Source organism: Ruegeria sp. F11 (assembly GCF_056533855.1).
Window position 1 is genome coordinate 201795 of record NZ_JBQFOW010000007.1, and the last position, 23052, is coordinate 224846.

A 23052-nucleotide genomic window follows, 5' to 3' on the forward strand; every position below is an offset into this window, starting at 1 on the left:
TGGCTAAAAATATCCTCGGGGGGGATCGCGCCAAAAGGCGCGATGGGGGGCAGACAGCCCCCCTACACGGCCCGGGCCCGCTCCAACGCCCGGGGCAGCGCGGCCTCAAAAGCCGCCATCTCCGCATCGCCACCACAGCTCACCCGGACGCACCGGTTCTGCGGGGCCGCAAACGGCATCCGCACAAACACCCCCTGATCGACCAGAGCGTCCAGCACGGCCTTTGCAAACACCCCATCCCGCCCACAATCAATCGCCACGAAATTGGTGGCCGAGGGCAAAGGCTCCAACCCGTTCGCCCGCGCAATCCGCCCGATCCGGTCACGCGCCGCGGCGATCTTCGCCTGAACCTCGGCCAGCCAGGCCTGATCCTGCAACGCCGCCAACGCTCCGGCCTGCGCGGCGCGGTTCATGCCGAAATGATTGCGCACCTTGTTGAACGCGGACATCAACCCGGCCGCCCCCATCGCATAACCAACCCGGGCCCCCGCCATCCCATACACCTTGGAAAAGGTCCGCATCCTGATGACGCGCGGATCGTCCACTGCAACTGGCGCAGCCGTCCCCTCGGGCGCGCATTCCACATAGGCCTCATCCAGAACCAGCAGGCAACCAGCGGGCAAAGCCTCCATCGCCGCAACAATCGCAGCCCCTGAATGCCAGCTTCCCATCGGGTTGTCCGGGTTGGCCAGATAAACCAACTTGGCCTCCACCTCTGCCGCCTTGGTGAACAAGGTCACCGGGTCCTCATGATCCCCGGCATAGGGGACCTTGTGCAAAACCCCACCGAACCCGGCGACATGATAATTGAACGTGGGATAAGCCCCGTCCGAGGTCACGACCGCATCGCCCGGCCCAACCAGCAGCCGCACCAGATAGCCCAACAACCCGTCAATCCCTTCGCCCACCACGATATTTTCGGGCGCGACCCCATGATGCGCCGCCAGCGCATGGCGCAGGTCAAAATTCTCGGGATCGCCATACATCCAGACCTCAGCCGCCGCCCGCTGCATCGCCTCAACCGCACGGGGCGAGGGGCCAAAGACGCTTTCGTTCGCGCCCACTCGGGCCGCAAACGACGCGCCGCGCTGGCGCTCTTGCGTTTCGGGGCCGACAAAGGGCACGGTGGCGGGCAGCGATTGCGCAAGCGGAGTGTAACGAGGGCCGGTCATGGCCGCAGATAAGCGCAACCTCCCGGGCGGGGCAAGCCTTGCCCTTGCAGCCAGCCCGCGCCGCCGGGCTTCGGGCGCATCCCAACAACCGATCTGCCCTGACGTCGCGGTGGCGCTTGGGCCAAGGGTCTGGCAGGGTTGACGCAACAGTGCAGTCCGGAGGTCCCCATGTCCCGCGTTTCCATCGACTACAAAGACCACATCGCCCATGTCACCCTGACTCGCGGCGACAAGATGAACGCGCTGGATGATGCGATGATCAAGGCGATCCTGTCCGCGGGGCAAGAGGTCGCCGCCGCCGACATCCGCGCCGTGGTGCTGTCGGGCGAGGGCAAAAGCTTCTGCGCCGGGCTGGATATGGCCAGCTTTGCCAGCATGGCCCACAAAGACCCGACCGAATGGCTGATGACCCGCAGCCACGAGGACGCCAATGAGATGCAAGAACTCGCCCTGATCTGGCGGCGCGTCCCGGTCCCGGTGATCTGCGCCATTCAGGGCGTGGCCTATGGCGGCGGGCTGCAGATCGCGCTGGGCGCCGATATCCGCATCGCCCACCCCGAGGCCAAGCTGGCGGTGATGGAGATGAAATGGGGCATCATCCCCGACATGGGCGGCATGGTACTGCTGCCGGAGCTCGTCCGCTCGGATGTGTTGCGCCTGCTGACCTACACGGCCCGTCCCATCGGCGCGCAGCAGGCCGCCGATTGGGGGCTGGTGACGAAGCTGTCCGATGACCCGCTGACCGAGGCCCTTGCACTGGCCGAGGATATCGCAGGCAAAAGCCCCTCGGCCATCCGCGCCGCCAAACGCCTGATCGACGTGGCCGAAACCCGGGGTCGGGCCGATGTGCTGCTGGCCGAGTCGTCGGAACAGGTGGACCTGATCGGCAAGCCGGACCAGATGGAGGTCGTCATGGCGCAGATGCAGGGCCGCAAGCCCGAGTTCAAATGATGCACTGCGCGATCACCCGAATAATCCTGTATACGAAACGCGTGGACGATCTGGTGTGGTTCTATGAAACACATTTCGGATTTACCGCCCAAAGAAGGGCGAGTGACCGCATTGTGGAGCTTGTCCCAGCAACAGGCGGAGCGCATCTTTTGCTGCATCCGGCGGGTAACGCCACGCGCGAAGGTCAGGTTACTGTCAAACTCGTTTTCGATGTTGCTGACGTACCGGCCTTTAGCGCCCTCGCACGCCAGAATGGATTGGAGTTTGGACCAATTCATCAAGCAGACGGGTACCAGTTTGCAAACACAAAAGACCCGTCGAAGAACTCAATTTCGGTTTCTAGTCGGGCCTTTGTGGAGCGTCCTTAACGCATGAACGCCCGCCGCGCATCGCGGGCCATGTTGTACTGCATCTCAAGGTCCGCGATCTTGGCCATCGCGGCCTTGCGGGCCTCGGCGTTGGTCAGCGTGGCATAGTCCTTGCGCGCCGCGTCCAGCTGTTTCTTGATGTCGAACTCTTCGGGCAGCACGCCCGCCTGCGCCATGATCCGGTGACCGGCGGCGATAGCGGGATCGCTTTGCGCCTCGGATGACCGGTCGGGCAGGGGCGCGCCTTCGCCGTCAAGGCCTTCCAACTGACCTTCGGCCTGCGCCTTCTTGATCTGGCGTTCCACCAGTTTTCCCAACGATCCGAACATGGCCCCATTCTACCGCCTGTCACGGCAGGGGAAAAGCGATTAGCGCACCCTGTTCGAGACAAGATAGACGATGCCACCCGCCACCAGCCCCCAGACCGCCGCACCCAGTCCAAACACCGTGATGCCGGATGCGGTGATGGCCAGTGTCAGAATGGCCGCCTCCCGCTCGGCGGGCACGTCCAGCGCGGAGTGGATGGCGTTGGCCATCACGCCGATCAGCGCGACACCGGCCAAGGTTCCCATCAACAGCGGATCGGCATGGGCGGCAAAGCTGGTGATTGCCACCGCGAAGACACCGAACAGGCAGTAGAACACGCCGCCCATGATCGCCGACCAATAGCGCAAGGCCTTGTCGGGATGGCTATCCTCGTTCGAACACATCGCGGCGGTGATGGCGGCAAGGCAGGTCGCCGGTGCGCCGAACGGGGCCGACAGCAGGCTTGCGCCGCCAACGGCCGAGAACAGAGGCCCGGGGACTGGCGCAAAGCCAAAGCTGCGCAGCACCGCGACGCCGGGGATGTTCTGCGTCGCCATGGTGACGATGAACAATGGCACCCCGATGCCGATGACCGAGGCGAAGGTGAACGTGGGCATGGTCCAGACCGGGGCGGCGATCAGCCGGTCAGGCATCACCTGCGCCTCTCCGGCATTCAGGGTCACGACGATGGCGGCGGCGACCACAGCTGCCGGAACGGCGAACAATCGGTTGAACCGCCCCGCGATGAACCATGTCAGGATCACCGGCAACGCCTGCCACGGGATCTCGACCGCCGCCCTGAAGGGCACGAGGCACAGCGGCAACAGCACGCCCGCCAGCATCGCTTGGGCTAGTGTCGTGGGGATCGCAGCCGCCAACCGCCCCAGCGGTTTCCACAAACCCGCCAGCACGGTCAGCGCCCCGGCGCACAGGAAGGCTCCGATGGCCGCGGAATAGCCCTCGACCGGGGCGGCGGACACCGCCAGCAGCGCGGCCCCCGGTGTGGACCACGCAACGCTGATCGGCAGCTTGTGCCGCAGGCTGAGGATGATCGCTGCCAGCCCCATGGCAATCGCCGCGCTCATTAGGCCTGAGGCTGCCTGCGCGGGTGATGCGCCCATCGCACCCAGCCCTTGCAGTACGATGGGGAAAGAACTGAAGAACCCGACAATGGCCACCACCAGCCCGGTAGAGACGGTCTGCATTGGCGGAAGCGGGGTTGCGGGCTGGGTCATGTATCCGTGCTAGCAACCGTCCCGGCGTGTGAACAGGGTAAAACTCTGGCGCGGCACGAAAAACCCCGCCGACAGCTTGTGCGGCAGGGTTCGGGATTTCCGTATTTGGAACGAGAAGAAGATCAGGCGATTTCAGCCAGACGGGCCAGCGCCTCGTTCAGTTTCGCCTCTTCTTCCTCGCGGGCGGCGAGGTTGGCTTTGGCTTCCTCAACCACCTCTTCCGGGGCCGAGGTCACGAATTTGGGGTTGTTCAGGCGTCCGCGCAGCCCGCCCAGTTCCTTGGCTAGCTTGCCCTTGGCTTTCTCCAGCCGTTCCTTTTCCGCGCCGATGTCGATGATATCCGCCAGCGGCAGGCCAAAGGACGCGCCCGGGGCGGCGATCGAGATGGTGCCTTTGGGCAGTTCATCGGCCTTGGTCAGGCTGTCGATCCGCGCCAGACGCTTGATCAGCGCCTCGTTGCGATCCCATGCGGCCTGACCGTTGGCGTCGATTTCCGTCACCAGCATCGGCACGTAGAGGCCCGCCGGAACACGCATCTGCGCGCGCGCCGAGCGGGTGTTTTCGATCACCGAGATCACCCAGTTCATCTCGCGATCGGCCTCGGCATCGACCAGTTCGGTGCCATAGGTCGGCCAGTCGGCGTGGACGACCATTTTCGCGCGGGTGCCGGTCAGGCTCCAGAGTTCTTCGGTGATGAAGGGCATGATCGGGTGCAGCAGGACCATGCACTGATCCAGAACCCAACGCATGGTGGCGCGGGTCTCGGCCTGTGCTTCGATGTCGTCGCCTTGCAGCAGGGGTTTCGACAGTTCCACGTACCAGTCGCAGACCTTGCCCCAGACAAAGGCATAAAGCCCGTTGGCGGCGTCGTTGAAGCGATAGCTTTCCAGCGCCGCGTCAACCTCGGTCCGCACGCGGGCGGTTTCGCCGATGATCCAGCGGTTCACGGCGGCTTTGGGTTTCAGGTCGGCCACATCCAGTTGCGGGACGGCATCCGTGAAGACCTCGTTCATCTCGGCAAAGCGGACGGCGTTCCACAGCTTGGTGCCGAAGTTGCGATAGCCGGTGATGCGGTCGCGCGACAGTTTCAGCACGCCACCAATCGCCGCCATCGAGGCGTTAGTGAACCGCAGCGCGTCGGCACCGAATTCGTCCACGATCTCGAGCGGATCAATGACGTTGCCGGTGGTCTTGGACATCTTCTTGCCCTTCTCGTCGCGGACGAGCTGGTGCAGGTAGACGGTGTGGAACGGGATTTCGTTCACCACGGCCAGTTGCATCATCATCATCCGGGCAACCCAGAAGAACAGGATATCCGCGCCGGTGATAAGAACGTCGGTGGGGAAGTAGCGTTCCAGTTCCTCGGTCTGCTCGGGCCAGCCCAGCGTGCCGATGGGCCAGAGGCCGGAGGAGAACCAGGTGTCGAGGACGTCGGGGTCGCGGTAGAGAACGACGACTTCGTGTTTGGGGAAGGCGTTTTGATCGTGCAAGTCACCCGCGAACTCTTCCGCCAAATCCGGCAGGCTCATTGCCTCTGGGAAAGGATTTTTAGGCCAACCCTTTTCATTGCGCCGTTTTTCCCAATCTGTGCGGTATTCGTCCCGGTTCAGTTCAACATACGCAAACGGATGGCCTTCCTCACTACCTGCGTAGTATTCTGCTGCGCGTTGTTTGGCGTCCTCGAACGAAACGCCACAGAAGGCTACCTGGACGCTGTAGTCCAGCGATCCGCTGTCGTTCCGCTTTGGCCCATACCAAACCGGAATCTGATGCCCCCACCACAGCTGGCGCGAGATGCACCAGGGCTCGATGTTTTCCAGCCAGTGGTAATAGGTCTTCTCGCCCGACTCGGGGATGATCTTGACCGTGCCGTCCTTGACCGCGTCCAGCGCGGGGCCGACGACCTTGGCGGCGTCGACGAACCACTGGTCGGTGAACATCGGTTCAATCACGACTTTCGAGCGGTCGCCGAAGGGCTGCATGATCGGTTTGCTCTCGACCAGCGGGACCAGCTTGTCCGCGCCTTCGTGGTCGGGCTTGAGCGCAGTAGACCCCAGACGCGGATCATCCGCGCGGGTCATGACGGCCAGACCGTCGGCTGTGATTTCTTCGACGACCTTGGCGCGTGCCTCGAACCGGTCGAGGCCTCGCAGGTGGTCGGGGATCAGGTTGATCGCGTCGATCTCGTTCTCGGTGAATTCCTTGCCGCGCGCGTATTCCTGCGCCTTGTCGGCCTCTTCGGCATAAGGGGCACCATCATCCCGCATCGCACCTTTGGTATCCATCAGGCGGTACATCGGGATGCCGCCGCGCTTGGCCACCATGTTGTCGTTGAAATCATGCGCGCCGGTGATCTTCACCGCGCCCGAGCCGAACTCGGGATCGGGATAGTCATCGGTGATGATCGGAATCTGGCGGCGATGTTCTTTCGGTCCAACCGGAATTTCGCAGAGTTTCCCGACGATTGGCGCATAGCGTTCATCCGATGGATGAACCGCAACCGCACCGTCGCCCAGCATGGTTTCGGGGCGCGTCGTGGCGATCGAGATGTAATCGCGCTCCTCGCGGAAGATAACATTCCCATCTTCATCTTTTTCTAAATACTCATATGTCTCACCGCCCGCCAAGGGGTACTTGAAATGCCACATATGGCCCGGCGTTTCGATATTCTCGACCTCAAGGTCCGAGATCGCGGTCTCGAAATGCGGGTCCCAGTTGACCAACCGCTTGCCGCGATAGATCAGACCTTTCTCGTACATATCGACGAAAACCTTGATCACCGCGTCGTGAAAATTCGCAGAATTTTCGTGCCCCGTGCGCGGATCACCCGCCGCACCGGCCATGGTGAAGGCGTTACGCGACCAGTCGCAGGACGATCCCAGACGTTTCAACTGCTCAATGATCGTGCCGCCGTATTCGCCCTTCCATTCCCAGACCTTCTCAAGGAACTTCTCGCGCCCCAACTCGCGCCGACCCGGCTGTTGGGTCAGCATCAGCATCTTTTCCACCTGCATCTGCGTGGCGATGCCTGCGTGGTCCTGACCGGGCTGCCACAGCGTGTCGAACCCGCGCATCCGGTGCCAGCGGGTCAGGATGTCTTGCAGCGTGTTGTTGAACGCATGGCCCACATGCAAAGCACCCGTCACGTTGGGCGGCGGGATCATGATGGTAAAGCTTTCCTCGCGCGAACGGTTCGCGCCTGCCTTGAAGGCTCCGGCCTCTTCCCAGGCCTTATAAATGCGGGCCTCGGCCTCGGCCGCGTTGAATGTCTTTTCCATCGCCATGGGGTGCGTCCTGCGTCATCAATCCTTGGTCAGCGATTGCAATAGCGAATGCGCGCGGCAAGGGAAAGGGCCTGCGCGTGCTCTGGACAACGAACCTGCACAGCCTACTCTCGCGATGACGCAGCCTAAAGGATCGCCCCATGGAAAAGTTCGGTAAAAGCCAGCCCGTCAAACGGACCGAGGATCAACGGTTTCTGACCGGGCAGGGCCAGTACATGGATGATGCGGTGCCCGAAGATGCTCTGTTCGCCGCCTTTTTTCGCAGCCCCGTTGCGCATGGAGAGATTGCGTCGCTGGAGCTTGACGACGCGCGCGCAGCAGAGGGCGTGCATCTGGTGATGGCGCTGGATGATCTGACCGAAGCCGGGATCGACACCGTGATGTCTGCGGCAACGGTCCCGAACCGGGACGGATCAAAAACTGCGGCACCGGACCGGCATATGCTGGCGAAAGACCGGGTGCGTTTCGTTGGCGAGCCTGTCGCGGTCGTTATCGCTGAAACATTGGCCCAGGCCCGCGATGCGGTTGAGTTGATCTGGATGGAGACCAACGATCTGCCCGCAAAGATTGATGTCGCTGCAGGCGGTGAACCCTTGCACGCCGAAGCCCCGGACAATCGCGCTTTTGACTGGGGTCTGGGCGATGAGGCCGCGACCGAGGCGGCGTTTCAGGCGGCGGCCCACACTGTCTCGCTCGATGTTCTGGACAACCGGGTGATCGTGACCTCGATTGAGCCGCGCGGCTGTCAGGCAAGCTGGACCGATGGCCGGCTGCATTTCGCCTATGGCGGGCAGGGCGTTTGGGGCATGCGGGCGCAGTTGGCGCAGAAGCTGAAGCTCAAGCCCAATACGATCCGGGTCACCACGCCCGATGTCGGGGGCGGGTTCGGGATGAAGGCGATGCCGTACCCCGAGTATTTCTCGGTCGCTGTTGCCGCAATGAAGCTGGGACGCCCGGTTCACTGGATGTCGGATCGGTCTGAGGCGATGTTGTCCGACCATCACGGGCGCGACCTGACCTCACTGGCGGAACTGGCCTTTGATGCCAATCACCGCATCACCGCCTATCGCGTGCACTCCAAGGTAAACCTTGGGGCCTATAGCAGCCATTTCGGGCAGGCGATTCAGACCAACCTGTTCAGCAAGGTGCTGATGGGGGCTTACGACGTACAGACCACCTATTTGCGGGTCGAAGGGTTATATACTAACACCACGCAGGTCGACGCCTATCGCGGTGCGGGGCGACCCGAGGCGATCTATGTGCTGGAACGCGTCATGGACCGCGCCGCGCGCGAACTGGGCGTCGATCCGTGGGAGTTGCGGCGCAAGAACTTCATCCGGCCCGAGAGCTTCCCCTATGTCTCGGCCACGGGCGAGACCTATGACGTTGGCGATTTCGACATGGTTTTGTCGCGTGCCGGCGACCAGACGCAGGGCTTTGCCGCCCGCAAGGCCGCTGATGCGGAACGCGGCCTGATCCGGGGGCAGGGACTTTGTTACTATATCGAAAGCATTCTGGGTGACCCTTCCGAGAACGCGAAGGTTGAGTTTTGCGAGGACGGATCTGTGAACCTTTATGTCGGAACTCAGTCCAACGGACAGGGTCACGAGACGGTCTATGCTCAATTCCTGTCGGATCAAACGGGGATAACGATGGACCGTATCACCGTGGTGCAGGGCGACAGCGATCAGATGATGCATGGGGGCGGCACGGGCGGGTCCCGGTCGGTCACGGTGCAAAGCGCCGCGACGCTGGCCACAATTGACGTCATGATTGCCGCATTCACGCCCTATCTGGCCGATAAAATGGGTGTCGAGGAAGATGATGTGACCTTTGACCACGAAACCTTTCGCGCGCCGGGATCGAACCTGACGCCGACCCTGACCGAGGCCGCAGCGATGGCCCGCGCGGATGGGCGCACTGACCTGCTGCGGCACGAGGGTCACGCCCGGCTTGAGGCGCGCAGCTATCCCAACGGCGCGCATGTTGCCGAGGTCGTGATCGATTCTTACACTGGTGAAACGCGCGTCGACCGCTACACCGTGGTTGACGATTTCGGAAATCTTATCAACCCGATGCTGGCCGAAGGTCAGGTGCATGGCGGCGTGGTTCAGGGCATCGGTCAGGCTTTGAATGAACACGTGGTGCATGATGCGCAGGGGCAACTGCTCACGGCTTCGTTGATGGACTATGCCTTGCCCCGTGCGGCTGAGATACCCATGATTAAGTTTACCTCGGCACCGGTTCCGTCAACGGCCAACCCGATGGGGATGAAAGGCTGTGGCGAGGCTGGGACCGTAGGCGCGCTGGCCGCGGTGGCAAACGCGGTGCAGGATGCGCTCTGGGATCACGGGGTGCGGCAGGCGGATATGCCTTTCACACCTCACAAAGTATGGGAATTGCTGAACGATGGTTCTGTCGCGGCTGAGTAGAAAGGTACTGGGATGGCTCGGACGGCCCTTACGGTCCGAGCACTCGGCCGAGTCGCGCCATCGCGAACCGATCAGCCATGTCATTATTCTCGACGGCACCATGTCGACGTTGGAACCCGGCCGGGAAACCCACGCAGGCCAGACCCTGCGCCTGTGCTGCGAGATGGGCAGCAAGGTCTCAGTGTTCTACGAGGCGGGTGTGCAATGGGAAAGCTGGAAATCCTCGCTGGACGTGATGATGGGGCGGGGGATCAACCGACAGATCCGTCGCGCTTATGGCTATCTGGCCTCGCGCTACAAACCCGGCGACCGCATCTATTTCGTCGGCTATTCGCGCGGGGCCTATGGCGTGCGCAGCCTTGCGGGCGTAATCGACATGATCGGTTTGCTCAAGGCCGAACACGCGACCGAGCGTAATATCAAGCAGGCCTACCGCCATTATGAATGCAATCCCAGCGGCACGGCGGCCCGCGATTTTCGCCGCAATTTCTGCCATGAAGATGTGGCGATTGAGATGATCGGTGTCTGGGACACGGTCAAGGCGCTGGGCCTGCGGCTGCCACTGCTCTGGCGCTGGGCCGAGGACCGGCATGCCTTCCACAACCATCAGCTTGGCCCCGCCACCCGTCACGGCTATCACGCGATGGCGCTGGACGAAACGCGCGAAGTGTTCGAGCCGGTCCTGTGGAAATGCACTCCGGAATTCAAGGGCCATGTGGAACAGGTCTGGTTCCGTGGCACCCATGGCGATGTCGGAGGGCAACTGAACGGGTTTGAACAGGCCCGCCCCCTGAGCAACATTTCCCTGATCTGGATGCTGGACAAAGCCGAGATGCACGGCCTGCCGCTGCCCGAAGGCTGGCGCGACCGCTTCCCGACTTCAACCGCCGGGCCTTCGGTCGGCACATGGCGGGGCTGGGGCAAGATTTTCCTGCTGCGCAAGCACCGGAAGGTCGGGCGGGATCAATCCGAACGGCTACATGTTTCGGTGTCACCGGATGAGTTGCCCCGTTGGGTGCCTATGCCGGATTTGCCGTCGCACCCGGCGCAGTGAGGCCGGTTCAATCGAAAATTGCGGGTCGTGTGTGCTGCCTGCGGGCCGCAAACGCCTCCGAGATATCGGCCGGAATAACCCGGGTCAGTGACAGATCAGGCAAGGCATCCGACGCAAAGAATCCCACATCGTCGGTCTCGAGGCCGGGGGTAGGATCAGCACCGTCCGTCTGAGCGCACAGAAAGAAAATCTTGTAGAAGTCTTTCGGATTGGGCGGGTAGGGATGACGCGCCTTGTGGCGCAACGCAAACAACCGTTCTGTCCGTACACGCAGACCGGCCTCTTCCAAAACCTCGCGCTCGATATTCTCAGCCGGAGAACTGCCGACATCCGCAAAACCGCCCGGCATTGTCCAGCGTCCGTCGCTGCGTTCACGCACCAGCAGGATGCGATCATTGCGGAAGACCGCGCCCCGAATATCGATGCTGGGCGTCGCATAGCCTGCCGCATGTTCGGAAACCAGCCCCTCGATCCGCGTCAGCGGGACACGGCCCAGATCCGCCAGCAATGCGCGGGCCATATCGGCGATCTCGTCATAGCGTTCGCGATCAAAAGGGTCTTTGGTGAAATGCTGGCCGGTTTCGGCCAGCGCCAGTAAGCGTTTCGCACGGGCTAGCCAAGTATCCTCCATCGCGGTTGGATCCTGGCGCACCGTCCTTACCGCCGCCGGTCGCGGCGTGAACTCATCGGCTGGAAGGCCACGCCCACATGTGCCTCGCAATAGGGCTTGCCTGCCTCAACGGGCAGGCCGCAAAACCAGAAATCCTCGGTCGCGGGGTCGCCCACGGGCCATTTGCAGGTTTTCTCGGTCAGTTCCATCAGCGTCAGCTTCTTGGCCTTCTTCTCGACCTCATTGACCTTGGCCAGCGCCTCGGGGCTGATTTCGTTGGCCGAGGGTTGTGGCGGCAGAGGCTGACCGGCAGGAATGATCTGGCGGCGGGCCGGAATGGCAGGTTTCGCCTCAGCCGCCGGGGCGGGCGCGGGGCGCGCGGGTTCGGTCTTGGGCGCCGGTTTCGGCTTGGCCTCGGCCTTGGGCGCGGGGGCCGGTTTTTCCTTGGGCTCGGCCTTGGCCGGTGCGGCTCCGGTTGCGCGGTTCGACAGGCCCAGACGGTGCACCTTGCCGATCACCGCGTTGCGGGTCACGCCGCCCAGTTCCTTGGCGATCTGGCTGGCCGACTGGCCCTCGCCCCACATCTTTTTCAGCAGCTCTACACGCTCGTCAGTCCAGGACATCATTTGCCTTTCAAAAGCGGAAAGCGGCCCCGGATTCGGGCCGCCTTGGGAATTCGTCTCAGCCTCCTATTTTAATCACTGCGCCCCGAGTTACAAGCGGCTTCGAATCAGGTATGGGGCAGATCATGCAGAATTTCACGGATCAGGATGCGCGCCGTTTCGGTGTGGTCAACTGGATGGGCCTCTACACGTTGGCGCAGCGCGAAACGCAACGTTTCATGGCGGTCTGGACGCAAACCTTGCTGGCCCCGCTGGTGACGGCGGGCCTGTTCCTGTTGATCTTCAACATCGCCATCGGTCCCAGCCGGTCCGACGTGATGGGCGTGCCATTTCTGACATTCCTGGCTCCGGGCATCATGATGATGACCGTGATCCAGAACGCTTTTGCCAATACGTCCTCGTCGATGGTGATCGCCAAGGTGCAAGGCAACATCGTCGATACGCTGATGCCGCCGCTCTCGCCGTTAGAGATTTTGCTGGGGTATCTGGCCGGAGGAATCGCCCGCGGGGTTCTGATCGCATTTGTCGTGGCCATCGCGCTGGCACTGGTGCTGGGCATTGTACCGCAGAACCCCATGATCGCACTGATCTTCGTGATACTGGGCGGAGCGTTCATGGGCGCGCTGGGCCTGTTCGCCGGGATATTTGCCAACAAGTTCGACCAGATGGCCGCGATCACCAATTTCATCGTCACGCCATTGGCGTTCCTGTCGGGCACCTTTTACTCGGTGCAGGCGCTGCCGCCGGTGCTGAACCGGCTGAGTCATGTGAACCCGGTCTTCTACCTGATCGACGGGTTGAGAAACGGGATGATCGGCGTTTCCGATAGCTCTCCATGGCTGGGTATGATGATCTGTACCGGGGCAACCCTGCTGGTCGGCGCGCTGACATGGCAGATGTTGCGCACAGGCTACCGACTCAAGGCCTGACGCTGCCGAGCCTCGCGCCAGACAAGGATTAGACCGCCGGTCAGGATGATGGCTGATCCGATCATGCTGATCCTGTCCGGGATCACGTGGAACACCGCAAAATCGTAGAAAGCGGCGAAGATCAGCGTCGCGTAGCTGATCGGGGCCACAAAGGACGCATCCGCCCGCGCAATGCCGTTGACGAAACAGGCCTGCGCGCAGGCCATCAGCACCCCGATCCCCGCCAGTGCCGCCCATTGCGCGGGCGTCGGCCACTGAAACACAAAACTCACCGCGACCGAGGCGATGGTCAGCCCCATCGCATTGTTGATCAGCAGAATCTGGATCGGAATCTCTCGGCCCGAGAGTTTCTTGATGAAAATCAGCTCCATCCCGATCACCGCAGCCGCGGTCAGTGCCAGCAAGGCGGCGGGCTGGAAACTTGCGGGTGTCGGGCGTAGCAGCACCAGCGCCCCGGCCAGCGCCACACCAGCCGCAAGCCAGCGCCACGGGCCAACGCCCTCTTTCAGAAGCGGGATGGCCAGCACCATGGCAAAGACCGGGTTCAGGAACGAGATCGCCGTGGCATCCGCAATCGGGATAAACGCAACCGAGGCGAACATCAGCGTAATCCCCAGCCAGCCAAAGCTTGTCCGCCCCACATGCAGCCCCCAATGCGGGCGGCTGAGGCGCGGGCGCAGGATGCCAACGGCAGTGACAATCACCAGAAAGGCAAACAGAAACCGCCCATGGCTGATCTGCATCGGATGCAGCGCCGGTCCCAGCGTATCGGTCCCCAGCGCCTTGGCCAGCAGCGTTGTGCCCGCAATCAGCGCGCTGGCCGCAACGATCAGTAGCGCCGCAAGCGGCGGGTTATGGGCCTTGGCAACGAACATGGCCCAGCGGTGGGGCAGGGCGCGGCAAATGGCAAGCGGGAAATGCGCCCGGCCCTTGAAATTTCCCGCAAGCCGATTTTCCGGCTTCCCAGACGGCGTCCGGCCCGCTATACGGCCCGCATGATCAAACGTGCACATATCCTCCGACGCCGACGCCTGACCGCGTAACCGGCCCCGTTTGATCCCTTTGCGCCCGACAAACCGGCGCATTCCCTGCCAAATCAGTTGACGAACCCGGCCCCGGTGTATCACTCACTTGGGCTCAAGCTACGTAAAAAGGATGATCCGATGATCCCGTCCGTTCTGCCGACCTATAACCGCGCGCCCCTGACCTTCGTGAAGGGCGAAGGCGCCTGGCTGACCGAGGCGGATGGCCGACGTTTCCTTGACCTCGGCGCCGGGATCGCAGTGAACGCGCTGGGCCACGCGCACCCGGCGCTGGTCGCGGCGCTGACCGAACAGGCGCATGCGCTGTGGCATGTCTCGAACCTCTACCACATCCCTCAGCAACAGGCGCTGGCTGACAAGCTGGTGGAACACACCTTCGCCGACACGGTGTTCTTCACCAATTCCGGCACGGAATCCTGCGAACTGGCCGTGAAAATGGCCCGCAAATACTTCTATGACAAAGGCCAACCCGAACGGGCCGAGATCATCACCTTCGACGGCTCCTTCCACGGCCGCTCCTCCGCAGGCATCGCCGCCGCCGGGTCCGAGAAGATGACCAAAGGCTTCGGCCCCCTGCTGCCCGGTTTCGTGCACCTGACATTCGGAGACCTCGACGGCGTCACCAACGCCATCACCGACGAAACGGCAGCAATCCTGATCGAACCGGTGCAGGGCGAAGGCGGCATCCGCCCCGTCCCAGATGCCGAACTCAAGGCCCTGCGGCAGATTTGCGACGACAACGGCCTGCTGCTGATCCTGGACGAGGTGCAATGCGGCGTCGGCCGCACCGGCAAGCTGTTTGCGCATGAATGGGCCGGCATCACACCCGACATCATGATGGTCGCCAAAGGCATCGGAGGGGGTTTCCCGCTGGGCGCAGTGCTGGCCACCGCAGAGGCCGCCAGCGGCATGACCGCAGGCACCCACGGCTCGACCTATGGCGGCAACCCGCTCGGCTGCGCCGTCGGCTGCGCGGTGATCGATCAGGTCGCAACGCCTGCCTTCCTCGAAGGCGTCAACCGCAAGGCGGGCCTGCTGCGTCAGAAACTCGAAGGCCTCATCGCCGACCACCCGGAGGTCTTCGAAGAGGTCCGCGGCACCGGCCTCATGCTGGGCCTCAAATGCAAGCCCACCAATATCGACGTGGTCAACGCAGGCTACGACAATCAGGTCATAACGGTCCCCGCTGCCGACAACGTCATCCGCCTGCTCCCCCCGCTCACGATCACCGAGGATGACATCGCCCAAGCCCTGATCCGCCTCGACAAGGCCGCAACGCAGATCGAGTCCGATCTCGAAACCGCCTGACCCTTCTTCTGTTCAAAAATACCTCGGGGGTGTGGGGGCTGGCCCCCACGCGACCCCAGCTAAAAGCGAAACGATATGAACCACTTCCTCGACATCCACAAAACCGACGCCACCGCCCTGCGGTCCATGATCGATCAGGCTGCCGCGATGAAGCAGGCCCGTCAGGGCCGCCCCAAAGCTGCCCCCGACGACGAACAACCGCTGGCAGGGCGCATGGTGGCGCTGATCTTCGAAAAACCCTCGACCCGGACCCGTGTGTCCTTTGACGTCGGCGTCCGGCAAATGGGCGGCGAGACCATGGTGCTCTCGGGCAAGGACATGCAGCTTGGCCATGGCGAAACCATCGCCGACACCGCCCGGGTGCTGTCGCGCTATGTCGACATGATCATGATCCGCACTTTTGACGAAACCATCCTGACCGAGATGGCCGAATACTCGGACGTCCCCGTGATCAACGGCCTGACCGACCGCACCCATCCCTGCCAGATCATGGCCGACATCCAAACCTTCGAGGAACACCGCGGCCCCATCGCAGGCAAAAAGGTGGTCTGGACCGGCGACGGCAACAATGTTTGCGCCTCGTTCCTGCACGCCGCAGGCCAGTTCGGGTTCGACCTCACCTTCACCGGCCCGGCCCAACTGGACCCCGAGGACGAATTCTTGGGCTTCGCCCGCCAAAAGGGTTCGACCATCGCCATCGAGCGCGACCCCTTCAAAGCAGTCGAAGGGGCCGATCTGGTGGTTGCCGACACCTGGGTCTCGATGCATGACAGCCAATCCGCCAAGGAACGCCGCCACAATATGCTGCGCCCCTATCAGGTCAATGCCGAGCTCATGTCCCACGCCAAACCGGATGCTTTGTTCATGCACTGCCTGCCCGCCCACCGCGAGGAAGAGGCCACATCCGAGGTCATGGACGGCCCCAACTCGGTTATCTTCGATGAGGCCGAAAACCGCCTGCATGTGCAAAAGGCGGTGATGCGCTGGTGTCTGGACGTCTGAGCGGACCGCACCATGCCCCATGTGACACTAGAATTCTCGAAAGAGATCGAACAGACCCATGATGTTCAGGCCCTCTGCGACCGGCTGTTCTCGGTCTTGGCCGATCATCCCGAGTTCGACGCCGATACGATCAAAATCCGCGCCACCCCGGTCGCGTATTCCCGCACCGGGTCCGAGCCCCAAAGCTTTGTCCACGCCACGCTCCTGCTGATGCAGGGGCGTGACGAGGCCACGCGCACGGCGCTCAACGCTCTTGTTCTGGAGGTTCTGGCCAACGCCCTGCCGCAGGTCGGCAGCATCACGGTGCAGGACGTTCAGATGAACCGCGCGTCTTATGCCAAAAGGCTGGCCAGAGCATAGCCAGCCCCGGCGGCGCATCCGTAGTCAGCTGCGCCGCCCCGTCTCCCAGATGCGAAGCCTGACCACCGTCGCGACGCTGGCCAACACAACCAGCCCGCACAGTGCCACCTTGGTCATAACCTCCATCGTGCCCTCGATCAGCAGCGCATGCACAACACTGCCCGATATGGTGACAACCGCCAGCCCGGCATGACCCAGACGCCACAAACGAAACCGCACGCCGAACCGCTGCCGGTAAACCCCCAGCAACACGGCGGCAAACGCGGCCCACATCGCGCTCACACCCCAGACGGAAAACGGCGTGGGGGACACAAACAGCAACGCATCCATAACATCCGGCGGGCTGGTCAGCCACAGCCCGACCACATGGGTCACAATCGCCGCGATCAACGCCAGCCCGCAGACCCGATGCCAGCGGCGGCTAACCATCGCAGACAGCGGCAACCAACGCCCCGCCAGCAAGGGCTGCATCAGCAACAGCCCCATCGCAATGATCCCGGCAAACCCGGCCACGATATAAACCGGCTGCCGCCACGCCAGCAAAGGGCTGAACGCCGCCGCGATGACCGGCACTAAGACGGCCACGACCACCGCACCCCAGATCAGGCCATTGCGCAGCACCAATCAGACAGGCTGCAACACGAAATGCGCGGCCAGCGTCGTGTCTTTCGAACTGGCCATAACAGGCCGCAGAAACACCGTCTCGAAATCGCCGCTGTCATAGGCCAGATGCCCATGCGCCTGCCCAAAGGCGGGCACAATCTGCGGCATCTCCAACCGGAAGGCGCCATTGGCATCGGTCAGCGTCGCCCCATGGCTGCGTTGATCGCGTTCATGCCCTTCGGTGGTGTGCGCCCAGATCTGGATGCGCTGACCGGGCAGGGGGGCTCCGTCACCCGCGCGCCGCACCGTGCCCGTCATCCAGAACCCGCCGCCGCCGATCCGTTCGACAATCGGCGCGCCGGGGCGATAGTTGTTGGCCCCGCCCCGCATTGTCGGCGTTGGCTCAAGCCCCGCCGCGCGCGCCGGAACCCAAAGGCCGGTGGCCACTGCTGCAGTTCCCGCGGCAATCGCGGAACGGCGGGAGAAAAGCGATCCAGTCATCGGGCGACCTCCTGCAATAGGTAATCCATTCGGGTCAGTCTGCGGCGTCCACTGTCCAAGATAGCACGCTTTCCGCGGATTCCGAGATCGCACCGGCAGAGAATTGCGACCCCGCGCCCACCCGTGCAATCCGACCGAAATTCTTTGACGCCGCGCGGGCCGGGATGCCATCCTTTGGATCATGCCAAAGGTCAGCCCATGACAATGCAAAACCACATCGCCCCCGAAGACATCGCCGCATTTCAGCGGGACGGGGCGGTTGTCCTCAGATCGAAATTCTCGGCCGAGTGGCTGGACCTGCTGCGCAAGGGCATCGACGCCGATCTCGCGCACCCCACGGATAACTTCACCCGTCACACCAAAGACCCGCGCGCCCCGGCTTATTTCGAGGATTACTGGGCATGGGACAAAATCCCGCAATTCACCAGCTTTGTTCGCCACTCCCCCTGCGCGCCGCTGGCCGCCGAACTGCTGGGTGCCCCGTCGATCAACCTCGTCATGGATAACTGGTTTCTGCGCGAGGCCGGATCGACCTCGCGCCCGCCCTTCCATCAGGACCTGTCCTATTTCGATTTCGAAGGCACGATGTGCGTGCTCTGGCTGCCGCTGGAGCCCGTGAGCAAAGAAAACGGCATCGCGTTCGTGAAGGGCTCGCATCTGTGGGACAAGCTGTTCATGCGCGTGCGGTTTGCCGATGGGCATCCCAGCTATGAACCGACCGAGGTTGCAGGGCAGACCTATCACCCGCCCCCCGATGTCAACGCCGATCCCGGTGCCTATGATCTGCTGCAATGGGATATGGAACCCGGCGATTGCATTTTCTTCGACATGCGCACCCTGCATGGAGGGCTGTCTTCGACCACGCCGACCGAGACGGTGCGCCGGTTCACCCTCAGAATGACCGCGCCGGACGGCGTGATCCGCTATCGCGGGGACTGGGCCAAAGACGAGCGCGCCCAGTTTGAGGCCGCAGGGTATCGCGAGGGCGACCGGATTTCGGGGCCGTTTTTCCCGCAGCTCTGGCCGCGTGAGCAGGCATAGCGCCTGCACCTGATGTGTGCGGTGGCGCACTTTTCAATCAAATAACATGCTCTACATTTGCAATCATGAACAGGGACCGGCTACGGCCCCACAGGATTTTGGAGAACAGGCATGAGTTGGAACCCCACCCACAGCCCCGAATGCGTGTCCGAAAACCCGGCGCTGGACACGCTGATCATCCCGCGCGCCCGCGATCTGGGCGGGTTCGAGGTGCGCCGCGCTTTGCCCTCGGTCAAGCGCCAGCTTGTGGGGCCGTTCATCTTCTTCGATCAGATGGGCCCGGCCGAGTTCATCACCGAAGGCGGTATCGACGTCCGCCCGCACCCCCATATCGGGCTGGGCACCGTCACCTACCTGTATCAGGGCGAGTTTGAACACCGCGACAGTCTCGGCACTCATCAGATGATCTATCCGGGTGAGGTGAACTGGATGGTCGCCGGGCGTGGCGTCACCCATTCCGAACGTACCAGCGACGAAACCCGAGGCAAAAAGCACAGCCTGTTCGGTATCCAAACCTGGATCGCGCTGCCCGAAGCGCATGAGGATATGGCCCCCGATTTCGAACACCACAAACAGGGCGCGCTGCCCCATATTCAAGACACAGGCGTCAGCGCGCGGTTAATCCTTGGCTCGGCCTATGGCGAGAACAGCCCGGTGACCATGCTGTCGGAAACCTTCTATCTGGACGTTCAACTGGACCCCGGCGCATCGTTTCCACTGCCCGACGATCACGAGGATCGCGGCGTCTATGTCACCGAAGGCTCGATTGAAATCGCCGGGGATACTTTCGAAACGGGCCGCATGATGGTGTTTCGCCCCGGCGATCGGCTCTCGGCCAAAGCGGGGCCTTTGGGGGCTCGGCTGATGCTTCTGGGCGGGGCGACGCTGAACGAAGATCGCTATATCTGGTGGAATTTCGTCTCATCCTCGAAGGAGAAGATCGAAACTGCCACACGTGAATGGCAAGGGGCAGATTGGGCCAACGGGGCCTTCCATTTGCCGCCCGGCGACGATCAGGAGTTCATTCCCATCTCGGATGAGCTGGCGCGCACCAAGCCCCGGCTGGCAAAAACCGCACTGTCAGGTCAGGGTTAACCTTACTTGCGCGATAGTGAATTCCCGGCGATCCTTCCATCAGGTGAGGAGGGTCGCCATGAAGATCGTGTTTGCGGGCGCAGGCAGCATTGGCTGCTACTGCGGGGGCTTGCTGGCGCATGCGGGTCATGATGTGACTTTGCTGGGCCGCGCCCATGTGCTGGACCCGATCCGGGTGCACGGGCTAACGCTGACGGATTTCTCGGGTCTGAGCCGCTCAGTGCCTGCTGACAATCTGACCCTTGATGAAGAACCCACTAGCCTTGGCGCTGCCGAACTGGTCATCGTGACGGTTAAATCCGTCGCGACGCCGGGTATGGCCGAGCTGATCGCCGCCAACGCGCCGGACACAGCGCCGGTGCTGTCTTGGCAAAACGGCATGGAGAACGCGCGTATCTTGCTTGCTGCCCTGCCGGGGCGTGACGTGCGCGCGGGGATGGTGCCCTTCAATGTGGTGCCGACCGAGGCGGCGACCTATCACCGGGCCACGTCGGGGGATATCGTTATCCAGTCGGGTCCCGGTGGTTTGGCAAAACAACTCGACAACCCCGACCTGCCGGTGACGGAAAGCGATGAGATCGAGGCGGTGCAATGGGGCAAGCTTGTCATCAACCTCAACAACGCGCTCAATGCCCTGTCAGGGCTGACGCTGGTTGAGCAGTTGCTCAACCGCACATGGCGGCACCTTATGGCAGATCAGATGGCCGAGGCTTTGACCGTTCTGAAAGCCGCCGAACACCCCGTCGCGTCGACCACGCCGCTGCCTGCCTGGATGACGCCTCATATCCTGCGTCTGCCGACGCCGTTGTTCACCCGCGTTGCCGCGCGCATGCTGACCATTGATCCAACTGCCCGCACGTCGATGGCGTACGATCTTTCGGCAGGCCGTCCCACAGAAATCGACTGCTTGCAGGGTGAGGTCATACGTCTCGGGCAGTCAACCGGGACGCCGACGCCACTTTGTGTCCGGGTGTCGGACCTGATCAAACACGCGCCCGAGACGTCTCTGACGCCGGATCAGATCAGGCCGTGAGCACCGAAGTCAGGCAAAGGCGGTTAGCATCCAGAAGATCACCGCCGACATGGTCGCCGTGGCGGGCACGGTGACAATCCAGGCCGCCACAATGGTCATAAAATGCGACCGCCGCACCAGCTTGCGCCGTTGATGCTCTTCCCGCGCCAGCCTGTGACCCGGAGGGCGCTGATGGTGGGTCAGTTTCCAGCGCCGTTCCAGATGCCATTCGCGGTAGAACCCGACGCCGAACACGGCCCCGACGGCGATATGGGTGGAACTGACCGGCAGCCCCAGCCAACTGGCGACAATCACGGTGATCGCCGCCGACAGCGCCACGCAAAAGGCGCGCATCGGGTTCAGCCGTGTAATCTGGCTGCCCACCATGCGGATCAGCTTGGGCCCGAACAGGAACAGGCCAAACGAGATGCCGAACGCGCCGATGATCATCACCCATGTCGGAATGGCGACCTGCGCCGCAAAGCCGCCGGATTTCGCCGCATAGACAATGCCAGCCAAAGGTCCGACCGCATTGGCCACGTCATTGGCCCCGTGCGCAAAACTCAGCAGCGTGGCCGAGACCGCCAGCGGCAGGCCGAACAGGGTTTTCAGGGACCGGGTGCGGTTCTCCAACCCTTCGGATTTTCGTCGAACCCAGGGGCCGGTGACGGCCCAGGTGATCAGACCGGCGACCAGCCCGATCAGAGCCGCCGTTGCAAGCTCGACCGACACAATCCGCGACAGTCCCTTGACGGCCAGATAGGTGGTGAATGTCCCCGCCATCAGGGCAACAAGCAGAGGCACCCAGAACCGGGCGGCAGCAATCTTGTCGTTCTGATACTGAATTCTGGACTTGATCAGCGCCAGAAAACCCGCCGCGATCACACCGCCGAGAATGGGCGAGATCACCCAACTGGCGGTAATCGTGCCCATCGTGCTCCAGTTCACCGCGCCCAGGCCTGCGGCGGCGATGCCCGCGCCCATGACGCCGCCCACAACCGAGTGCGTGGTCGAAACCGGAGCGCCGACCCACGTCGCCAGATTGACCCACAGGGCCGAGGAGATCAGCGCTGCCATCATCGCCCAGATGAAGACCGAGCTGTTCTGCACCGAGGCGGGATCAATGATGTCCTGCGAGATCGTCGCAACCACGTCGCCGCCCGCCAGCAACGCGCCCGCGCTTTCCGCAACGGCGGCGATTACTATCGCGGCGCCCATGGACATTGCATTGGCGCCGACCGCCGGGCCCATGTTGTTGGCAACGTCATTGGCACCGATATTGATCGCCATATAGGCCCCAAAGGCCGCCGCGGCGATCACGATCAGGCTGCCATGCGCCTGGCCGAACAGCACCGCAGCCATCAGCCCGGCCAGCGCCATGAAGACCATTGCCATCCCGGGCGCCAACAAAGGGCGCGAGACATGCGAGTTCGCCGACTCGACCCGCGAGATGCGGTTCAAGTCATTGTCCAGCGCCTGCCAGCGGGATTTCAAACGGGTATCCGGCATCTTTCCTGCGATCTTTCAGATTGACATCTGGCGCTATCGGTTTCCACGCCCGGAGGCAACCGCAATGGCGCTTAATCGCGACCCGGATGGCTATATTTGATGCAGCAGCGCGCGCAGTTCCGGCTCGTCCACGCGTTCGGCGGCGATCTGGGGTGACACCCAGCACCGCTCGCGCTCATGCACTTCGGGGAAGGTGTCGGACAGTTCGCGGACATGGATACGGTAGACGCTGGTAAGGACCGGCTGCGCCGAGCCGTCCTTGAGGATCTTGTCGTAAGTGTACTGACCCAGAGGCTCTTTTTCGACTTCCGCCGCCTGCACGCCTGCCTCTTCCCAGGCCTCCTGCCGGGCCGCTTCGGCCCCGTCCAGCCCGTCAATGGGCCAGCCTTTGGGAATAACCCAGCGCTTGGTTTCCCGGCTGGTGACCAGCAACACCTCCTGCTCCGGCCCGTTTTCCCGGGTACACAGGGCTGCAAACTGCACCCGTCTGGGGCGCAGAAACAGAGGTCTGCCGACCTCATGCCAGATTTTTTTCAGCGCAGACATCATGTATCTTGTGTTCAGGCCGGTGTGTTATTTCATGTAAGTAAGAAATAACTATGAAATGCAGTTTT

The 23052-nt window shown here is 62.6% G+C and carries 22 protein-coding genes; 11 read left to right on the forward strand and 11 right to left on the reverse strand.

From position 1 onward, the window contains the following. Positions 1-62: 62 nt before the first annotated feature. Positions 63-1172, reverse strand: a complete 1110-nt coding sequence (locus tag ACR0NJ_RS11510; protein WP_480817270.1) for a pyridoxal phosphate-dependent aminotransferase — start codon at positions 1170-1172, stop codon at positions 63-65. 168 nt (positions 1173-1340) lie between these two features. Here ACR0NJ_RS11510 and ACR0NJ_RS11515 point away from each other — a divergent pair, with 168 nt between their 5' ends. Beyond that, positions 1341-2123 carry a crotonase/enoyl-CoA hydratase family protein gene (locus ACR0NJ_RS11515; protein ID WP_480817271.1) on the forward strand — a complete coding sequence of 261 codons (783 nt, stop codon included), beginning with the start codon at positions 1341-1343 and terminating at the stop codon, positions 2121-2123. Then, complete coding sequence (locus ACR0NJ_RS11520; protein ID WP_480817272.1) at positions 2123-2491, forward strand: VOC family protein; 369 nt, start codon at positions 2123-2125, stop codon at positions 2489-2491. Before ACR0NJ_RS11515 ends, ACR0NJ_RS11520 begins: the two co-directional genes overlap by 1 nt. On the opposite strand, the gene ACR0NJ_RS11525 is transcribed toward ACR0NJ_RS11520, so the two are convergent. From ACR0NJ_RS11525 to ACR0NJ_RS11535, 3 genes are all read right to left on the reverse strand, one after another. Next, complete coding sequence (locus tag ACR0NJ_RS11525) at positions 2488-2820, reverse strand: DnaJ family domain-containing protein (RefSeq protein ID WP_480817273.1); 333 nt, start codon at positions 2818-2820, stop codon at positions 2488-2490. The genes ACR0NJ_RS11520 and ACR0NJ_RS11525 overlap by 4 nt on opposite strands. Before the next feature lie 39 nt (positions 2821-2859). Beyond that, complete coding sequence (locus ACR0NJ_RS11530; RefSeq protein ID WP_480817274.1) at positions 2860-4032, reverse strand: benzoate/H(+) symporter BenE family transporter; 1173 nt, start codon at positions 4030-4032, stop codon at positions 2860-2862. A 122-nt stretch (positions 4033-4154) separates the two neighbouring features. Further along, positions 4155-7316, reverse strand: coding sequence for a valine--tRNA ligase (locus tag ACR0NJ_RS11535; protein WP_480817275.1), 3162 nt, complete (start codon positions 7314-7316; stop codon positions 4155-4157). Between the two features lie 140 nt (positions 7317-7456). Between ACR0NJ_RS11535 and ACR0NJ_RS11540 the strand changes: the two genes are divergently transcribed. Then, complete coding sequence (locus ACR0NJ_RS11540; protein WP_480817276.1) at positions 7457-9748, forward strand: xanthine dehydrogenase family protein molybdopterin-binding subunit; 2292 nt, start codon at positions 7457-7459, stop codon at positions 9746-9748. Then, positions 9726-10802: a DUF2235 domain-containing protein gene (locus ACR0NJ_RS11545; RefSeq protein WP_480817277.1), complete on the forward strand. Its 1077-nt coding sequence runs from the start codon at positions 9726-9728 to the stop codon at positions 10800-10802. Before ACR0NJ_RS11540 ends, ACR0NJ_RS11545 begins: the two co-directional genes overlap by 23 nt. A 7-nt stretch (positions 10803-10809) precedes the next feature. Here ACR0NJ_RS11545 and ACR0NJ_RS11550 read toward each other — a convergent pair whose 3' ends face one another. Both ACR0NJ_RS11550 and ACR0NJ_RS11555 read right to left on the reverse strand, forming a co-directional pair. Further along, on the reverse strand, positions 10810-11433 hold the full coding sequence (locus tag ACR0NJ_RS11550; protein ID WP_480817278.1) for an NUDIX hydrolase: 624 nt from the start codon (positions 11431-11433) through the stop codon (positions 10810-10812). Positions 11434-11459: 26 nt separating this feature from the next. Next, on the reverse strand, positions 11460-12035 hold the full coding sequence (locus tag ACR0NJ_RS11555; RefSeq protein ID WP_480817279.1) for a GcrA family cell cycle regulator: 576 nt from the start codon (positions 12033-12035) through the stop codon (positions 11460-11462). A 125-nt stretch (positions 12036-12160) separates the two neighbouring features. Between ACR0NJ_RS11555 and ACR0NJ_RS11560 the strand changes: the two genes are divergently transcribed. Further along, on the forward strand, positions 12161-12964 hold the full coding sequence (locus tag ACR0NJ_RS11560; RefSeq protein ID WP_480817280.1) for an ABC transporter permease: 804 nt from the start codon (positions 12161-12163) through the stop codon (positions 12962-12964). Here the strand turns inward: ACR0NJ_RS11560 and ACR0NJ_RS11565 are convergent. After that, entirely contained in the window at positions 12946-13839 is an 894-nt protein-coding gene (locus ACR0NJ_RS11565) for a DMT family transporter (RefSeq protein WP_480817345.1), read from the reverse strand. The genes ACR0NJ_RS11560 and ACR0NJ_RS11565 overlap by 19 nt on opposite strands. A 288-nt stretch (positions 13840-14127) precedes the next feature. On the opposite strand from ACR0NJ_RS11565, the gene ACR0NJ_RS11570 reads away from it, so the two are divergent. From ACR0NJ_RS11570 to ACR0NJ_RS11580, 3 genes are all read left to right on the forward strand, one after another. Continuing rightward, positions 14128-15315 (forward strand): acetylornithine transaminase, encoded by a 1188-nt coding sequence (locus ACR0NJ_RS11570; protein WP_480817281.1) that lies wholly within the window; start codon positions 14128-14130, stop codon positions 15313-15315. Between the two features lie 75 nt (positions 15316-15390). After that, a complete protein-coding gene (argF, locus tag ACR0NJ_RS11575) occupies positions 15391-16317 on the forward strand; it encodes an ornithine carbamoyltransferase (RefSeq protein ID WP_480817282.1) in 927 nt (308 codons plus the stop codon). Positions 16318-16329: 12 nt separating this feature from the next. Beyond that, positions 16330-16677, forward strand: a complete 348-nt coding sequence (locus tag ACR0NJ_RS11580; protein WP_480817283.1) for a 5-carboxymethyl-2-hydroxymuconate Delta-isomerase — start codon at positions 16330-16332, stop codon at positions 16675-16677. 24 nt (positions 16678-16701) lie between these two features. Here ACR0NJ_RS11580 and ACR0NJ_RS11585 read toward each other — a convergent pair whose 3' ends face one another. Further along, entirely contained in the window at positions 16702-17295 is a 594-nt protein-coding gene (locus ACR0NJ_RS11585) for a ferric reductase-like transmembrane domain-containing protein (protein WP_480817346.1), read from the reverse strand. Positions 17296-17301: 6 nt separating this feature from the next. Next, positions 17302-17781, reverse strand: coding sequence for a twin-arginine translocation pathway signal (locus tag ACR0NJ_RS11590; protein WP_480817284.1), 480 nt, complete (start codon positions 17779-17781; stop codon positions 17302-17304). 198 nt (positions 17782-17979) lie between these two features. Here ACR0NJ_RS11590 and ACR0NJ_RS11595 point away from each other — a divergent pair, with 198 nt between their 5' ends. The 3 genes from ACR0NJ_RS11595 to ACR0NJ_RS11605 all read left to right on the forward strand — a co-directional run bounded on the left by ACR0NJ_RS11595 (position 17980) and on the right by ACR0NJ_RS11605 (position 20950). After that, a complete protein-coding gene (locus ACR0NJ_RS11595) occupies positions 17980-18822 on the forward strand; it encodes a phytanoyl-CoA dioxygenase family protein (RefSeq protein ID WP_480817285.1) in 843 nt (280 codons plus the stop codon). A 111-nt stretch (positions 18823-18933) separates the two neighbouring features. Further along, the gene (locus ACR0NJ_RS11600; protein WP_480817286.1) at positions 18934-19917 is read left to right on the forward strand and encodes a pirin family protein; all 984 of its coding nucleotides are present in this window, start codon (positions 18934-18936) and stop codon (positions 19915-19917) included. Between the two features lie 58 nt (positions 19918-19975). After that, positions 19976-20950 carry a 2-dehydropantoate 2-reductase gene (locus ACR0NJ_RS11605; RefSeq protein ID WP_480817287.1) on the forward strand — a complete coding sequence of 325 codons (975 nt, stop codon included), beginning with the start codon at positions 19976-19978 and terminating at the stop codon, positions 20948-20950. Positions 20951-20959: 9 nt separating this feature from the next. On the opposite strand, the gene ACR0NJ_RS11610 is transcribed toward ACR0NJ_RS11605, so the two are convergent. Together ACR0NJ_RS11610 and ACR0NJ_RS11615 are read right to left on the reverse strand one after the other, a co-directional pair. Beyond that, the gene (locus tag ACR0NJ_RS11610) at positions 20960-22438 is read right to left on the reverse strand and encodes an inorganic phosphate transporter (RefSeq protein WP_480817288.1); all 1479 of its coding nucleotides are present in this window, start codon (positions 22436-22438) and stop codon (positions 20960-20962) included. A gap of 90 nt (positions 22439-22528) precedes the next feature. Further along, positions 22529-22987 carry an NUDIX hydrolase gene (locus ACR0NJ_RS11615; protein ID WP_480817289.1) on the reverse strand — a complete coding sequence of 153 codons (459 nt, stop codon included), beginning with the start codon at positions 22985-22987 and terminating at the stop codon, positions 22529-22531. Positions 22988-23052 lie beyond the last annotated feature (65 nt).

What these genes read in the sequence shown, in the direction of transcription:
- ACR0NJ_RS11560 (WP_480817280.1), top strand. Translation starts at nt 12,161, where the DNA reads ATGCAGAATTTCACGGATCAGGATGCGCGCCGTTTCGGTGTGGTCAAC.
- ACR0NJ_RS11540 (WP_480817276.1), top strand. Translation starts at nt 7,457, where the DNA reads ATGGAAAAGTTCGGTAAAAGCCAGCCCGTCAAACGGACCGAGGATCAA.
- ACR0NJ_RS11510 (WP_480817270.1), bottom strand. Translation starts at nt 1,172, where the DNA reads ATGACCGGCCCTCGTTACACTCCGCTTGCGCAATCGCTGCCCGCCACC.
- ACR0NJ_RS11590 (WP_480817284.1), bottom strand. Translation starts at nt 17,781, where the DNA reads ATGACTGGATCGCTTTTCTCCCGCCGTTCCGCGATTGCCGCGGGAACT.
- ACR0NJ_RS11580 (WP_480817283.1), top strand. Translation starts at nt 16,330, where the DNA reads ATGCCCCATGTGACACTAGAATTCTCGAAAGAGATCGAACAGACCCAT.
- ACR0NJ_RS11545 (WP_480817277.1), top strand. Translation starts at nt 9,726, where the DNA reads ATGGTTCTGTCGCGGCTGAGTAGAAAGGTACTGGGATGGCTCGGACGG.
- ACR0NJ_RS11610 (WP_480817288.1), bottom strand. Translation starts at nt 22,438, where the DNA reads ATGCCGGATACCCGTTTGAAATCCCGCTGGCAGGCGCTGGACAATGAC.
- ACR0NJ_RS11570 (WP_480817281.1), top strand. Translation starts at nt 14,128, where the DNA reads ATGATCCCGTCCGTTCTGCCGACCTATAACCGCGCGCCCCTGACCTTC.
- ACR0NJ_RS11530 (WP_480817274.1), bottom strand. Translation starts at nt 4,032, where the DNA reads ATGACCCAGCCCGCAACCCCGCTTCCGCCAATGCAGACCGTCTCTACC.
- ACR0NJ_RS11515 (WP_480817271.1), top strand. Translation starts at nt 1,341, where the DNA reads ATGTCCCGCGTTTCCATCGACTACAAAGACCACATCGCCCATGTCACC.
- ACR0NJ_RS11555 (WP_480817279.1), bottom strand. Translation starts at nt 12,035, where the DNA reads ATGTCCTGGACTGACGAGCGTGTAGAGCTGCTGAAAAAGATGTGGGGC.
- ACR0NJ_RS11550 (WP_480817278.1), bottom strand. Translation starts at nt 11,433, where the DNA reads ATGGAGGATACTTGGCTAGCCCGTGCGAAACGCTTACTGGCGCTGGCC.
- ACR0NJ_RS11615 (WP_480817289.1), bottom strand. Translation starts at nt 22,987, where the DNA reads ATGATGTCTGCGCTGAAAAAAATCTGGCATGAGGTCGGCAGACCTCTG.
- ACR0NJ_RS11600 (WP_480817286.1), top strand. Translation starts at nt 18,934, where the DNA reads ATGAGTTGGAACCCCACCCACAGCCCCGAATGCGTGTCCGAAAACCCG.
- ACR0NJ_RS11525 (WP_480817273.1), bottom strand. Translation starts at nt 2,820, where the DNA reads ATGTTCGGATCGTTGGGAAAACTGGTGGAACGCCAGATCAAGAAGGCG.
- ACR0NJ_RS11520 (WP_480817272.1), top strand. Translation starts at nt 2,123, where the DNA reads ATGCACTGCGCGATCACCCGAATAATCCTGTATACGAAACGCGTGGAC.
- ACR0NJ_RS11605 (WP_480817287.1), top strand. Translation starts at nt 19,976, where the DNA reads ATGAAGATCGTGTTTGCGGGCGCAGGCAGCATTGGCTGCTACTGCGGG.
- ACR0NJ_RS11565 (WP_480817345.1), bottom strand. Translation starts at nt 13,839, where the DNA reads ATGTTCGTTGCCAAGGCCCATAACCCGCCGCTTGCGGCGCTACTGATC.
- ACR0NJ_RS11595 (WP_480817285.1), top strand. Translation starts at nt 17,980, where the DNA reads ATGACAATGCAAAACCACATCGCCCCCGAAGACATCGCCGCATTTCAG.
- ACR0NJ_RS11535 (WP_480817275.1), bottom strand. Translation starts at nt 7,316, where the DNA reads ATGGCGATGGAAAAGACATTCAACGCGGCCGAGGCCGAGGCCCGCATT.
- argF (WP_480817282.1), top strand. Translation starts at nt 15,391, where the DNA reads ATGAACCACTTCCTCGACATCCACAAAACCGACGCCACCGCCCTGCGG.